Source organism: Rhodanobacter thiooxydans (assembly GCF_021545845.1).
Lineage (GTDB): Bacteria > Pseudomonadota > Gammaproteobacteria > Xanthomonadales > Rhodanobacteraceae > Rhodanobacter.
This window is the reverse complement of the sequence record NZ_CP088923.1, coordinates 3,004,201-3,018,153: the sequence shown is the minus strand read 5'-3', so window position 1 is coordinate 3,018,153 and position 13,953 is coordinate 3,004,201. Positions and strand designations below refer to the sequence as shown.

Genomic DNA, 13,953 nt, shown 5'->3' with positions numbered 1-13,953 from the left:
CCGTTATGGAAATGCATGTTACCAAATAACCTGGATATAGCCATTATTCGACGCGAACGCTTGCCTTCCATCGATCGGCTACACACTATGAGAGCACAACGATCGACCACGTTGGCGCGCTGTTGACTTCTTCAGCCAGCCAGGCTGGTGATCGTTGTCGAATTGGTAATTACAGTTACCAATATTTTCAGAAGAGCCGCCCGCCGATCCCGCCCGACCCGTATCGAGGAGACACCTCTTGGCCATACAGAACTTCCCCGCCGCCTGGATGACGGACGAGCACCGGATGCTGCAGGAGTCCGCCATCCGCTTCTTCAAGGAGCAGTGGGTGCCGAAGGATGCGGCCTGGCGCGAAGCCGGCATGATGGACCGTGAGGCGTGGGAGCAGGCGGGCGCGAACGGTTTCCTGTGCGCCTCGGTGCCGGAGCAGTACGGCGGCGCGGGCGGCGACTTTGGCCATGAGGCCGCGCTGCTGTATGCCCAGGGCGAGGCCGGGATCGGCGGCTTCGGCGGCTCGGTGCATTCGGGCATCGTCGCGCAATACATCCTGCACTGCGGCACCGAGGCACAGAAGCAGCGCTGGTTGCCGCGGATGGCCACCGGCGAGCTGATCGCCGCCATCGCCATGACCGAGCCGGGCACCGGTTCGGATTTGCAGGGCCTGCGCACGCTGGCGGTTCGCGAAGGTGATCACTATCGCCTCAGCGGCAGCAAGACCTTCATCAGCAACGGCCAGCTGGCCAACCTCGTCGTGGTCGCCTGCAAGACCGACAAGGAGCAGGGCGCGCAGGGTATTTCGCTGCTGGTGGTTGAAACCGACGATGCGCAGGGATTTCGACGCGGGCGCAACCTCGAAAAAATCGGCATGGAGTCGCAGGACACCTCCGAGCTGTTCTTCGATGACGTGATGGTGCCGGCGGACAACCTGCTGGGCGGCGAGGAAGGCCAGGGCTTCTTCCAGATGATGCAGGAGCTGCCGCAGGAACGGCTGATCGTGTCCGTCGGCGGCATCGCCGCGATGGAGCTCGCGATGCAGGTCACCGTGGCCTATACCAAGGAGCGCACGGCGTTCGGCAAGCCGATCTTCGCGTTCCAGAACACCCGCTTCAAGCTGGCCGAATGCCAGGCGCTGTTGCTGGCGTCGCGCGCACTGGTCGACGCGGCGATGGTGGCCCATCTCAAGGGCGAGCTGGGCATCGATCGCGCAGCACTGACCAAGTACTGGGTCACCGACAACCAGTGCAAGCTGGTCGACGAGTGCCTGCAGTTGTTTGGCGGCTACGGCTACATGAAGGAATACCCGATCGCACGCCTGTGGGCCGACTCGAGGGTACAGCGCATCTACGGCGGCACCAACGAAATCATGAAGGAACTGGCATCGCGTTTCCTTTGATGCGCGCGCCTTTCCGCATCACCCATCGACTCCCAGCTAAGGATTTCACATGACCGAGGCCTATATCTACGACGCCGTGCGCACCCCACGCGGCAAAGGCAAGAAAGACGGCAGCCTGCATCAGGCCACGCCGGTGTGGCTGCTGCGCACGCTGTTGCAGGAACTGCAGCGGCGCAACCAGCTCGACACCGCGCGGGTCGACGACGTGGTGCTGGGTTGCGTCACGCCGGTCGGTGAACAGGGCGCGGATATCGCGCGCACCGCTGTGCTCGACGCAGGCTGGGCGCAGAGTGTGGCCGGGGTGACGCTGTCGCGTTACTGCGGCTCGGGCCTGGAGGCGACCAACATGGCCGCCGCCAAGATCGCCGCCGGCATGGAAGACATGGTGGTCGCCGGTGGCGTCGAATCGATGAGCCGCTGGGCAATGGGCAGCGACGGCGGCGCGTGGTTCATGGATCCGCGCGTCAACAGCGCGCTGGGCTTCGTGCCGCAGGGCATCAGCGCCGACCTGATCGCCACGCTCGAAGGTTTCAGTCGTCAGGACCTGGATGCCTTCGCCGCCGAATCGCATCGTCGCGCCGCGCTCGCGCAGGGCGAAGGGCGTTTCGATAAATCCATCGTCGCGGTGAAGGATCTCAACGGCATGCTGCTGCTGGACCGGGACGAGACGATCCGTCCGGGCAGTTCGGTCGAATCGCTAGCCAAGCTCAATCCCTCGTTCGAACAGATGGGCCAGATGGGTTTCGACGCCACCGCGATGGCGAAATACACCACGGTCGAGAAAATTCACCATGTTCACCATGCCGGCAATTCGTCGGGCATCGTCGACGGCGCGGCGCTGCTGTTGCTGGGCAGCAAGGAAGCCGGCATTCACGCCGGCCTGAAACCGCGCGCCCGTGTGCGCATGGCCGCGGTGGTCGGTTCAGAACCCACCATCATGCTGACGGGTCCGACCGCGGCCTGTCGCAAGGCGCTGGGCAAACTCGGCATGACGCCGGCCGACATCGATCTGTGGGAAATCAACGAGGCGTTCGCCACCGTGCCGATGAAAACCGCGCGCGATCTGGGTGTGTCGCTGGACCGGGTCAATGTCAATGGCGGCGCGATCGCGTTGGGCCATCCGCTGGGTGCGACCGGCGCGGCGATTCTCGGCACGGCGCTGGATGAACTTGAACGCCGCGACCAGAGCATCGCGCTGGCCAGCTTGTGCATCGGTGCCGGCATGGGCATCGCCACCATCATCGAACGCATCTGAGGAGGCCCACGCCATGACCGCTAACAACCCTGTCACCCTCGAGATCGACGCCGACGGCATCGGCCTGGTCACCTTTGACCAGCCCGGCCGCGCGATGAACGTGCTCAACCCCGAGCTGGTCGCACCGTTCGCCGCCATCGTCGAGCGGCTGGAGAAAGAGGAGGCCATCAAGGGCCTCGTGCTCACTTCCGGCAAGTCGACCTTCATCGTCGGTGCCGACATCGATCAGCTCACCGCGATCAGCACAGCCGAGGAAGCCTTCAGCCTCTGCGAAGACTTGAAGGCGCTGCTGCGCCGGATCGAAAAGTGCGGCAAGCCGGTAGTCGCTGCGCTCAACGGCACCGCCTTGGGCGGCGGCCTTGAAGTGGCGCTGGCCTGCCATGCGCGTTTCGCGCTGGACGAGGCCGCGCTCAAGCTCGGCCTGCCCGAGGTCAAGCTGGGCCTGCTGCCCGGCGGCGGGGGCACCCAGCGGTTGCCGCGCATGATCGGCATCCAGAAGAGTTTTGAACTGCTTACTCAGGGCACCGAACTGCGCGCCGCCGAGGCCAGGGGCCTGGGTCTGGTCAACGACCTTGCCACCAGCCGCGAGGAACTGCTGCAGAAATCGCGTGCGTGGTGCGTGGCCAATCCGCGTGCCGCGCAGCCGTGGGACAAGCAGGGCTTCCGCATTCCGGGCGGCGACAGCAAGCACCCGGGCGTGGTGCAGTTGCTGGCGATTGCACCGTCCATAGCCAACGCCAAGGCGCACGGCAACTACCCCGCGATCGGCCACATCATGTCGTGCCTGTTCGAAGGTTGCCTGCTGGATTTCGATGCGGCCTGCCAGGTGGAGTCGCGCTACTTTGCTGCCTGCGTGGTATCGCAGGAATCGAGGAATATGATCGGCACGCTGTGGCACCAGCTCAACGCGATCAAGAAGGGCCAGTCGCGCCCGGCCGGCGTGGCGCCGTGCAGGGTGCGTAAAATCGGCATCCTCGGTGCGGGCATGATGGGGGCGGGCATCGCCTACGTTTCGGCCAAGGCCGGCATCGAGGTGATCCTGCTCGACACCACGATCGAGAACGCCGAGAAGGGCAAGTCGTATTCGCAAGGTCTGCTCAACAAGGCCATTTTGCGCGGCCGCAGCACGCCGGACAAGCGCGATGCGTTGTTGGCAAAGATCACGCCGACCACCCGTTACGAAGACCTGCAAGGCTGTGATCTGGTGATCGAGGCGGTGTTCGAGGATCGCGCCATCAAGGCGGCCTGCACGCAGAAAGCCGAGGCGGTAATCGCTGCCGATGCGGTGTTCGCATCCAATACCTCCACCCTGCCGATCACCGGCCTGGCCAAGGCCAGTGTGCGCCCGAAAAACTTCATCGGCCTGCATTTCTTCTCGCCGGTGGACAAGATGCCGCTGGTCGAGATCATCGTCGGCGAGCAAACCTCGAACGAAACACTGGCACGCGGTTTCGACTACGTGCTGCAGATCGGCAAGACCCCGATCGTGGTCAACGACAGCCGCGGCTTCTACACCTCGCGCGTGTTTGCCACCTACGTGATGGAAGGCTTGGCGATGCTGGGCGAAGGCGTGCATCCGCGCTCGATCGAGGCGGCCGGCATCAAGGCCGGCATGCCGATGCCGCCGCTGGCGCTGCAGGATGAAGTCTCGCTGGGCCTGTCGTTGCATGTCGCCGACCAGACCCGCAAGGATCTGGCCGCCGAAGGCAAACCGTTGCCCGAGCATCCGGGCGAGCCGGTGCTGCGCATGATCGGTGGCACGCACCAGCGCCTGGGCAGGAAAACCGGCAAGGGCCTGTACGACTACGACGGTCGGGACAAGCACCTGTGGCCGGAGCTGACCAGGCTGTATCCGACCGCAGCCGAACAGCCCACGCAGCAGGAACTGATCGACCGCCTGATGTTTGTGCAGGCCAACGAAGCCGCGCGCTGCTTCGAGGAGAACGTGGTGCGTTCGGTGGCCGACGCCAACATCGGCTCGATCTTCGGCTGGGGCTTCGCGCCGTTCCACGGTGGTGCACTGCAGTTCATCAGCGCGATGGGAGCGGCAGGATTCGTGGCACGTTCGCGTGAACTGGCCGAACGCTACGGCGCGCGCTTCGCACCCGCCGACATCGTGGTGAAGCAGGCCGCCGTTGGCGGGCGCTTCGAGGGCGCGGCGTGAGCGCCGATCGCGACCCAATGTCCGGTCTCCTCGCGGGGCTGCGCGTGGTCGATTTGTCGCGCAACCTGCCGGGGCCGTTCTGCACGCGGATGCTGGCCGATCTCGGCGCCACGGTCATCAAGGTCGAACCGCCGGAAGGCGACCCGACCCGTCCACTCGGGCCGTTGTTCGAGGCGCTGAACCACGACAAGGAAAGCCGCCGCCTTGATTTCCGCCAACCGACCGATCTCGACCAGTTGCGCGAGTGGCTGGCGGAGGCCGAGGTCATGGTCGACAGCTTCCGTCCGGGCCTCCTGTCGTCGATGGGCCTGGACTTCGACCGGCTCAAGACGATCAATCCGCAGCTGGTGATGGTGTCGATCACCGGCTACGGCCAGCACGGCAACTGGTCGCAGTGCGCCGGGCACGACCTGAACTTCATGGCCATGTCGGGCGCGCTTGACCAGATGCGCGCACCGACCGGGGAGCTGGCCTTGTCCAACGTGCAGTGGGGCGACATGGCCGGTGGCGGCTCGATGGCCTGCATCGCGATTCTCGCGGCAGTGTTCGATGCGCAACGTCGCGGTCATGGTCGGCACATCGATATCAGCATGACCCACGGCGTTCACGCGCACCTGATACTGCCCAGGGCCACCTCGTCCTTGTTCGCCCCCATGCTGGGTCGCGCGCCCGGCGCGGGGGAGGATCTGCTCAACGGCGGATTGCCTTGTTACAACCTCTACGCCACCGTCGACGGCCGCCAGCTGGCGGTGGCGGCGCTCGAATTCAAATTCTGGAAAGCGGCATGCGCGGTGTTCGGGCGACCCGACTGGGTCGAGCGACATTGGCAGCGTGGACAGATGCCCGGCACCAAGCAGAACCATGCGTTGCGCGAGGAAGTCGCCATGCTGGTGATCACGCAGCCGCTGGCGTACTGGGCGGAACGTTTCGAAACCGCCGATGCCTGCGTCACGCCGGTGCTGACCATGGCCGAAGCCCAGGCCCATCCCCTGTTTGCCGACGGCTTCCGGGCGCAAGCCTGGGCCGCCGTCTGATTCGAATGGCACTGACTTATGCTCGTCATCCCCGCGAAAGCGGGGATCCAGCGCCTCTGGCAGCCCTGAAGTCACTGGATTCCGGCTTTCGCAGGAATGACGGAAATTGAGGCTATGCGCTTACAGTAAGTCAGTGCCATTCCCGTCTGCTTCTTTCCATTCCATCAGAGAGACCGATGCCATGAGCGCACTCGAATTGCTGCACAAGCTGCCCCTCGCGATCAATCTGCAGAGCACCGCCGGTGTCGATCGCACCATCCAGTTCAACATCAGCCAGCCGGCCTACGTGGTGATCCGCAACGGCGCGTGCGAAGTGATGGAAGGGAGCGCCGAAAACGCCGACCTCTCGTTGAAGATGTCCGACGGCGACCTGGTCAGCCTGTTGACCGGCAAGCTTGACGGCATGGCAGCGATGATGACCGGCAAGCTGAAGCTGCAAGGCGACATGGCCTTGGCGGCACAGCTGGGCCGTTATTTCGACGCCAGCAAATTGCAGTGACCGTATAGTGCGCATGCCGATGTGCATCGTGCACAACTCGACCCATCAGTGAACGTTGCCCCGCGCGAAGGTGGAGTCGTGATGGTTGAGGCCAACGCACCGACGTTGCTGCATCAATTCCAGGTGTGGGAACGCGAACGGCCGGACGCCATCTATCTGACCCAGCCTTTCCCCGATGGCAGCGTGGTCGATTACAGCTGGGCCGAGGTTGGCCTGCAGGCGCGATGCATGGCGGCGTATCTGCGCTCGCTGCGGCTTCCAGCGGGCAGCAGCATTGCGATCCTGGGCAAGAACAGCGCGCACTGGATTATCGCCGACCTCGCCATCATGATGGCCGGCCACGTCAGCGTGCCGATGTATCCCACGCTCGGTGCCGAGACGGCGCGCTACATCCTTGACCACAGCGAAGCGCGGCTGCTGTTCGTCGGCAAACTCGACGGCAGCAGCGACAACTGGCCACAGATTGAAAAAATGCTTCCGCCGGACCTGCCGTTGCTCGGCCTGCCGATGACTCCGCGCGCCGACATCCCGCAGTGGGACGACCTTGTCGCCCGGCATGCACCGCTGCAGCCAGTGCATGACGCAATGCCCGAGGAACTGTGCTCCATCATTTACACCTCAGGCAGTACCGGGCAACCGAAAGGGGTGATGCACAACTATCGCAGCATGATGGCGCCGGGGCCCGCTTTCACCGAGATGATCGTGATCACCCGCGAGGACCGGCTGCTGTCGTATCTGCCGCTGGCGCATGCCGCCGAGCGCGCCATTGTGGAGTCCAGCTCGCTGTACGTCGGACTGCACATGTACTTCTGCAACAACATGGACAGCTTCGTGCACGACATCCGGCGCGCGCGACCGACGATCTTCTTTTCGGTGCCGCGGCTCTGGACCAAGTTCCAGCAGGGCGTCAATGCCAAACTGTCGCCGTCGAAACAGCGGCGGTTGTTTGCGTTGCCGCTGGTCTCGCGGCTGGTCAAGCGAAAGATTCTCCGTGGTCTGGGCCTCGATCAGGTGCGCGTTGCCATCACCGGCTCGGCACCACTGGCCGCCGACATCATCGCCTGGTACCGCCGGCTCGGCCTGACGCTACTCGAGGGTTACGGCATGAGCGAGAACCTCGCTGTTTCACACAGCTGCCGCCCGGGAGATGTGCGGATCGGCTACGTCGGCACCTGCCTGCGCGGCGTGCAGGCGCGCATCGCGCCCACCGGCGAAGTGCTGGTCAGAAGTCCGGGCCAGATGATGGGTTACTACAAGCGGCCGGAACTGACGGCACAGGTCATGTTGCCCGACGGCTTTTTCTGCACGGGCGATCGCGGTGAGATCGATGCGGATGGACGCTTGCGCATTACCGGTCGGGTCAAGGATCTGTTCAAGACGGCTCGCGGCAAATATGTCGCGCCGGCGCTGATCGAGAACGAGCTCGGCAACCATCCAAAACTGGAAAGCGCCTGCGTTACCGGCCCCGGGCAGCCGCAGCCGTTCGCGCTGCTGCGCCTCGCGCCGGAAGTGCAGCAGGTCGTGGATGCCGATCCCGGTCTGCGCAATACGCTGGACGCCGAGCTCGCTGCGCTGCTGGAGCAAGTCAACGCGAACGTGGAACACCACGAACAGCTCGGTTACGCGGTGGTCGTCAAGGACAGCTGGACCACCGAGAACGGCCTGCTTACGCCGACGCTGAAGATCAAGCGCCAGGCGATCGAGGATCGCTATCTGGACAACGCCGGCGCATGGCTCGCGATGGACCAAAAAGTCATCTGGGAAAAGTAATCGCGCGCTAGTCGCTCCAGCGCCCGGCAGTCATTGGCCGCCTTGCGGCCGCCGGGCGATGAAGACGATGTCTACCCCAGGGAACGTGACGAACCAGTCCTGCCACGTACGCGGTCCATCCCGTGCGCATCCCTTGAGCGTCGTCGATTCCCTCCACCTCGCTCCATTCTCATTGCGGCCGTCGCGGTGATTTCATCCGGAATGCCCTTCGGTCGGGCCGTTCCCAGCGCTCAGGCTCGTTGAAGAAGCTGGCCTGGTCGCGGCTGCACGCGTTATCCACGTCGTGACATGGCTTCGGCGCTGCCCAGTGGGCACGCAGCCACCGTCGTTTGGACGGTTAAACGTGATGACACAAAACGCCGGTGTCCAAGTGGGCAACGGGGTTTGCACCCCGATAGCCCTCTTTTTGGGGTCCAAGATGCGTCCAAATGGGATTTCATGAGATGGCGGATGTCTCGAAACCCGCGCCCCTCTCGGGTTCGCTAACCACACGCATGTACTGGCGCATGAACGGGGTGTGCCTGGTGAGATCGTCTTGGCTCATGCAATGCAAGTCTTGGCGTGGTCGCGCGGAACGGGTAGAACGGTGCCCCTGCGCCTGGCGCAAAGTTTCGTCCAAGTCCGGGAGTCTCGCATGGAGTCCTCATCCGTTCCTACCGATGCCGAGCTGCAGGCGCTGGCCGGCGAGGTGGCCACCGAAGTACAGCGCTGCCGGCTGATGCTGGTGACGGCCGAGTCGTGCACCGGCGGCTGGATCGCCAAGACGCTCACCGACCTGCCGGGCAGCTCGGCCTGGTTCGACGCCGGCGTGGTGACCTACAGCTACGAGGCGAAGGAGGCGCTGCTCGGGGTCAATCCGCGCACGCTGGAGCACAGCGGGGCGGTCAGCGAGGAAACCGCGCTGGAGATGGTATCCGGCGCACTGGCGCGCTTCGGCGCCGGCGTGGCAGTGGCGGTGACTGGTATCGCCGGACCTTCCGGTGGCACGTCGGACAAGCCGGTCGGCACGGTGTGGATCAGCTGGAAGCGCCGCGGCGGCTACGGCCATGCGCAGCTGTTCCATTTTCCCGGCGACCGCGAGGCGGTGCGGCGGCAGACCGTGGCGGCAGCGCTCATCGGCTTGCGCAAAACGCTGACGGAGTGATGCGCGATCGGCCGCCAGACCGGCTTGACCGGTGTGGGATACTGGCACCGTCGCTGGCGATCCGACCCGATCGCAGCCCGTGAGATCCGATCCGGGCATCATGCACCTCAATCACAGTCCAACCGGAACACAAGACGATGGATGACAACAAGCGCAAGGCGCTCACCTCCGCCCTCGGCCAGATCGAAAAGCAGTTCGGCAAAGGCGCCGTGATGCGCATGGGTGACCGCGTCAACGAACCGGTCGAGACGGTCTCCACCGGTTCGCTGGGGCTGGACATCGCGCTCGGTGTCGGTGGCCTGCCGCGCGGCCGCGTGGTCGAGATCTACGGGCCGGAGTCGTCCGGCAAGACCACCATGACCCTGCAGGCGATCGCCAACTGCCAGCGTGCCGGCGGCACCGCCGCCTTCATCGACGCCGAGCACGCGCTCGACCCGAGCTACGCGGAGAAGCTGGGCGTCAAGGTCGACGACCTGCTGGTGTCGCAGCCGGACACCGGCGAACAGGCGCTGGAAATCGCCGACATGCTGGTGCGCTCCGGCGCGGTGGACATGGTGGTGGTCGACTCGGTCGCCGCGCTGACCCCGAAGGCGGAAATCGAGGGCGAGATGGGCGACTCCCACGTTGGCCTGCACGCCCGCCTGATGAGCCAGGCGCTGCGCAAGCTCACCGCCAACATCAAGAAGTCCGGCTGCCTGGTGATCTTCATCAACCAGATCCGCATGAAGATCGGCGTGATGTTCGGCAGCCCCGAGACCACCACCGGCGGCAACGCGCTGAAGTTCTACGCCTCGGTGCGGCTGGACATCCGCCGCATCGGCGCGGTGAAGAAGGGCGAGGAGATCATCGGCTCGGAAACCCGCGTCAAGGTGGTCAAGAACAAGGTGGCGCCGCCGTTCCGCCAGTGCGAGTTCGAGATCCTGTACGGCGAGGGCACCTCGCGCGAGGGCGAGATCATCGAGCTGGGCGTGGCGCAGAACCTGATCGACAAGTCCGGTGCCTGGTACAGCTACAACGGCGACCGCATCGGCCAGGGCAAGGAGAACGTGCGCCAGTTCCTGCGCGACAACCCGGCGATCGCCAACGAGATCGACAAGCAGCTGCGCGAGCGCCTGCTGGTGCCGGTCGGCAAGCCGGCTGCCGCCGCGGCAGAGGCACTCGAGGAAGCGTGAGCCGTGCCGGTTGACGGTTCCCTGCCCAAGACATGGCCCGGCTTGCCCGGGCCATGTCCGTTTGCATGGCCATGAAACGCCCGCCCGGCAAGGGCCACTCCGGCGAAGATCCGTCGGCCAAGCCGAAGCGCAGCGCCTACGACAAGGCGCTGGGCCTGCTGGCGCGGCGCGAGCATTCGCGCAAGGAACTGAAGACCAAGCTGCGCCAGGGCGGCTACGAGGGCGGCGAGGCCACCGCCGCGCTGGACCGGCTCGGCGAGCAGCACTACCAGGACGACGGCCGTTTCGCCGAGGCGCTGCTGCGCAACCGGATCGCCCAGGGCTACGGCCCGTTGCGCTTGCGCGTGGAGCTGAAAAGCCATGGCCTGGCCGACGCGCGCATCCGTGAATTGCTGGATGCCGCGGAGGTCGATTGGGACGTCTCGGCCGCTGTCCAGTTGCGCCGCCGCTACGGCAGCGCGGGCACGGCGGACCCGGCCGAACGCTCACGCCGGGCGCAATTCCTCTTGCGCCGCGGCTTTGGCGCCGCCACAGTACGGAATGTTACCCACGCCGAAGTGGACGAAGCCGACGATATTTCCTGAAACCCGTCATCCGTGGATGACGGGCTGATGGGTCGGTCGGTCTGGCCGCGGTGTGGCCCTTGTCGCCCGCCACCTTGATCCGCATGAAAACCTCCGACATCCGTTCCGCCTTCCTCGATTACTTCCGCTCCAAGGGCCACACCATCGTGCCGTCCAGCTCGCTGGTGCCGGCCAGCGATCCGACGCTGCTGTTCACCAACTCGGGCATGGTGCCGTTCAAGAATGTGTTTCTCGGCAGCGAGAAGCTGCCTTACGTGCGCGCGGCCGACGTGCAGCGCTGCCTGCGCGCCGGCGGCAAGCACAACGACCTGGACGCCGTGGGCTACACCGCGCGCCACCACACCTTCTTCGAGATGCTGGGCAACTGGTCGTTCGGCGACTACTTCAAGCGCGAGGCGATCACCTGGGCATGGGAGCTGCTCACCGGCGTGTTCAAGCTGCCCGCCGAGAAGCTGTGGGTCACCGTCTACCACACCGACGACGAAGCCTTCGACATCTGGCACAAGCAGGTCGGCGTACCGGCCGAGCGCATCGTGCGCATCGGCGACAACAAGGGCGCGCCCTATGCGTCCGACAATTTCTGGCAGATGGCCGACACCGGTCCCTGCGGCCCCTGCACCGAGATCTTCTACGACCACGGTCCCGGTGTGGCCGGCGGGCCGCCCGGCTCGCCGGACGAGGACGGCGACCGCTACATCGAGATCTGGAACCTGGTGTTCATGCAGTTCGATCGCGCGCCGGACGGCACGCTGTCGCCGCTGCCCGCGCCATGCGTGGATACCGGCATGGGCCTGGAGCGCCTGGCCGCCGTGCTGCAGCACGTGCATTCGAACTACGAGATCGACCTGTTCGCGCACCTGATCCGCGTCGCAGGCGAGCTCACCGGCACAAAGGACCTGGCCAACAAGTCGCTGCGTGTGATCGCCGACCACATTCGCGCCTGCGCCTTCCTGATCGTCGACGGCGTGCTGCCGTCCAACGAGGGCCGCGGCTACGTGCTGCGCCGGATCATCCGCCGCGCGCTGCGGCACGGCTGGATGCTCGGCGTACGCGGCGACTTCTTCTGGAAGATGGTGCAGCCGCTGGTCGAGGAGATGGGCCAGGCCTACCCCGAGCTGCCAGCGAAGCAGGCCTTCGTCGAGGACGCGTTGCGCACCGAGGAGCATCGTTTCGGCGAAACGCTGGAGCACGGCATGCGCCTGTTCGACGAGGTCGCGGCGAAGTCGGGCAGGATCATCCCCGGCGCCGATGCGTTCCGTCTCTACGACACCTATGGCTTCCCGGTGGACCTCACCGCCGACATCGCGCGCGAGCGCGGACTGGAAGTGGACATGGCCGGCTTCGAGCAGGCCATGAACGAACAGCGCGAGCGCGCCCGCGCCGCCGGCAAGTTTGAGGCCAAGGGCCAGATGCCGGCCGAGCTGGCCAGTCAGCTCAAGCCCACGGTCTTCCTCGGCTACGAGGCACTGCACGGCAGCGGCAGCAAGGTGCTCGGCATCGTGCGCGGCGGCAAGCAGGTCGAGCAGTTGGGCAAGGGCGAGCAGGGTTTCGTGATTCTTGATCGCACGCCGTTCTACGCGGAGTCGGGCGGGCAGGTCGGCGATACCGGCATGCTGTCCAATCCGGCCGGCCGCTTCGAGGTCGACGACACGCTGAAGATGGGTGGCGTGTTCTTCGGCCACGCCGGCACCTGGCACGGCGCACAGCCGCTGAAGGCCGGCGACAGGGTGGATGCGCAGGTCGACGCCGCGCGTCGCCAGGCCATCGTGCTGAACCATTCGGCCACCCATCTGCTGCACGCTGCGTTGCGTCAGGTGCTAGGCACCCACGTCGCGCAGAAGGGCTCGCTGGTGGCACCGGAGCGGCTGCGCTTCGATTTCTCGCACCGCAAACCGATGAGCCACGACGAGCTGGTCCGGGTCGAGGCGCTGGTGAACGCCGAGGTGCGTCGCAATGCCGCTGCCGAAGTGCGGCACATGGCCTACGACGATGCCATCGCCTTCGGCGCGATGGCGCTGTTCGGCGAGAAGTACGGCGACGAGGTGCGCGTGCTGAAGATGGGCGACTTCTCCACCGAGCTGTGCGGCGGCACGCACGTGGGGCGTACAGGCGACATCGGCCTGTTCAAGATCGTCAGCGAGGCTGGCGTCGCCTCCGGTGTGCGCCGCATCGAAGCGGTCACCGGTACCGGCGCGCTGGCCTGGGTGGCCGACGAGGAGCGCCGCCTGACCGAGTTCTCGCAGCTGCTCTCCAGCAACGGCGACGACGCGGTGGAGAAGCTGCGCCAGCTGTTCGAGCGCCAGAGGAAGCTCGAGCGCGAGCTCGAGTCGCTGCGCAGCAAGGCCGCCGGTTCCGCCACAGCCGACCTGGCCGGTTCGGCGAAGGATGTCGACGGCATCAAGGTCGTCGCGGCCCGGCTGGAAGGCCTCGACGCGAAGTCGCTGCGTGACAGCGTGGACCAGCTCAAGCAGCAGCTCGGCGACTGCGTGGTGCTGTTGGCCGGCGCGGCCGAGGGCCGCGTTTCGCTGATTGCCGGCGTGCACGGCAAGGCGCTTGCTCGGGTGAAGGCCGGCAGCGTGGTCGCCCACGTCGCCGGGCAGATCGACGGCAAGGGCGGGGGCCGGCCGGACATGGCGCAGGGAGGCGGCACGGACGCGCCGAACCTGCCAGCCATCCTGTCGTCGTTGCCTGACTGGATATCAGCCCAGTAGCCCGCGCCCGATGCTGGCTGAACGCGCCACTTGTCACGATCCAGACGCATTGCACAGAAGAATCCGGCTCAGTTACTATCGACCAGGTGTCGGCGCGATCGGTAACGGTGGTGTCGCCAGTCAGGACGCTCAGGAGTGTTTTGGCTGTGAGCCGGGAAGGCGGTAGGGCCTTCGGCGGATCAATCGTCGAACTGTGGAAGGTGGGCGCTCAGGGGTGAGGCACCATC

The 13,953-nt window shown here is 65.5% G+C and carries 10 protein-coding genes; all 10 read left to right on the top strand.

The window, feature by feature from the left end; all coding sequences use genetic code 11:
* Window positions 1-238 precede the first annotated feature (238 nt).
* The gene (locus LRK53_RS13675; RefSeq protein ID WP_027493944.1) at window positions 239-1,393 is read left to right on the top strand and encodes an acyl-CoA dehydrogenase family protein; all 1,155 of its coding nucleotides are present in this window, start codon (window positions 239-241) and stop codon (window positions 1,391-1,393) included.
* Window positions 1,394-1,442: 49 nt separating this feature from the next.
* On the top strand, window positions 1,443-2,648 hold the full coding sequence (locus tag LRK53_RS13670; protein WP_027493943.1) for an acetyl-CoA C-acetyltransferase: 1,206 nt from the start codon (window positions 1,443-1,445) through the stop codon (window positions 2,646-2,648).
* Between the two features lie 13 nt (window positions 2,649-2,661).
* Window positions 2,662-4,812 carry a 3-hydroxyacyl-CoA dehydrogenase NAD-binding domain-containing protein gene (locus LRK53_RS13665; protein WP_027493942.1) on the top strand — a complete coding sequence of 717 codons (2,151 nt, stop codon included), beginning with the start codon at window positions 2,662-2,664 and terminating at the stop codon, window positions 4,810-4,812.
* Window positions 4,809-5,846 (top strand): CaiB/BaiF CoA transferase family protein, encoded by a 1,038-nt coding sequence (locus LRK53_RS13660; RefSeq protein ID WP_235642322.1) that lies wholly within the window; start codon window positions 4,809-4,811, stop codon window positions 5,844-5,846. The genes LRK53_RS13665 and LRK53_RS13660 overlap by 4 nt, the downstream gene beginning before the upstream one ends.
* 181 nt (window positions 5,847-6,027) lie before the next feature.
* Window positions 6,028-6,345, top strand: a complete 318-nt coding sequence (locus LRK53_RS13655) for an SCP2 sterol-binding domain-containing protein (protein WP_027493940.1) — start codon at window positions 6,028-6,030, stop codon at window positions 6,343-6,345.
* An 81-nt stretch (window positions 6,346-6,426) separates the two neighbouring features.
* Window positions 6,427-8,115 (top strand): AMP-binding protein, encoded by a 1,689-nt coding sequence (locus LRK53_RS13650; protein ID WP_051257654.1) that lies wholly within the window; start codon window positions 6,427-6,429, stop codon window positions 8,113-8,115.
* A gap of 634 nt (window positions 8,116-8,749) precedes the next feature.
* A complete protein-coding gene (locus LRK53_RS13645; protein WP_027493938.1) occupies window positions 8,750-9,259 on the top strand; it encodes a CinA family protein in 510 nt (169 codons plus the stop codon).
* Between the two features lie 137 nt (window positions 9,260-9,396).
* A complete protein-coding gene (recA, locus tag LRK53_RS13640; protein ID WP_027493937.1) occupies window positions 9,397-10,431 on the top strand; it encodes a recombinase RecA in 1,035 nt (344 codons plus the stop codon).
* A 65-nt stretch (window positions 10,432-10,496) separates the two neighbouring features.
* The gene (locus tag LRK53_RS13635; RefSeq protein ID WP_235642321.1) at window positions 10,497-11,015 is read left to right on the top strand and encodes a regulatory protein RecX; all 519 of its coding nucleotides are present in this window, start codon (window positions 10,497-10,499) and stop codon (window positions 11,013-11,015) included.
* 83 nt (window positions 11,016-11,098) lie between these two features.
* Window positions 11,099-13,726 carry an alanine--tRNA ligase gene (gene alaS, locus LRK53_RS13630; RefSeq protein WP_027493935.1) on the top strand — a complete coding sequence of 876 codons (2,628 nt, stop codon included), beginning with the start codon at window positions 11,099-11,101 and terminating at the stop codon, window positions 13,724-13,726.
* The last annotated feature ends 227 nt before the right edge of the window (window positions 13,727-13,953 follow it).

Coding starts and splice junctions, on each gene's coding strand:
- LRK53_RS13670 (WP_027493943.1), top strand. CDS start 1,443: ATGACCGAGGCCTATATCTACGACGCCGTGCGCACCCCACGCGGCAAA.
- LRK53_RS13665 (WP_027493942.1), top strand. CDS start 2,662: ATGACCGCTAACAACCCTGTCACCCTCGAGATCGACGCCGACGGCATC.
- LRK53_RS13655 (WP_027493940.1), top strand. CDS start 6,028: ATGAGCGCACTCGAATTGCTGCACAAGCTGCCCCTCGCGATCAATCTG.
- LRK53_RS13650 (WP_051257654.1), top strand. CDS start 6,427: ATGGTTGAGGCCAACGCACCGACGTTGCTGCATCAATTCCAGGTGTGG.
- LRK53_RS13645 (WP_027493938.1), top strand. CDS start 8,750: ATGGAGTCCTCATCCGTTCCTACCGATGCCGAGCTGCAGGCGCTGGCC.
- recA (WP_027493937.1), top strand. CDS start 9,397: ATGGATGACAACAAGCGCAAGGCGCTCACCTCCGCCCTCGGCCAGATC.
- LRK53_RS13635 (WP_235642321.1), top strand. CDS start 10,497: ATGGCCATGAAACGCCCGCCCGGCAAGGGCCACTCCGGCGAAGATCCG.
- alaS (WP_027493935.1), top strand. CDS start 11,099: ATGAAAACCTCCGACATCCGTTCCGCCTTCCTCGATTACTTCCGCTCC.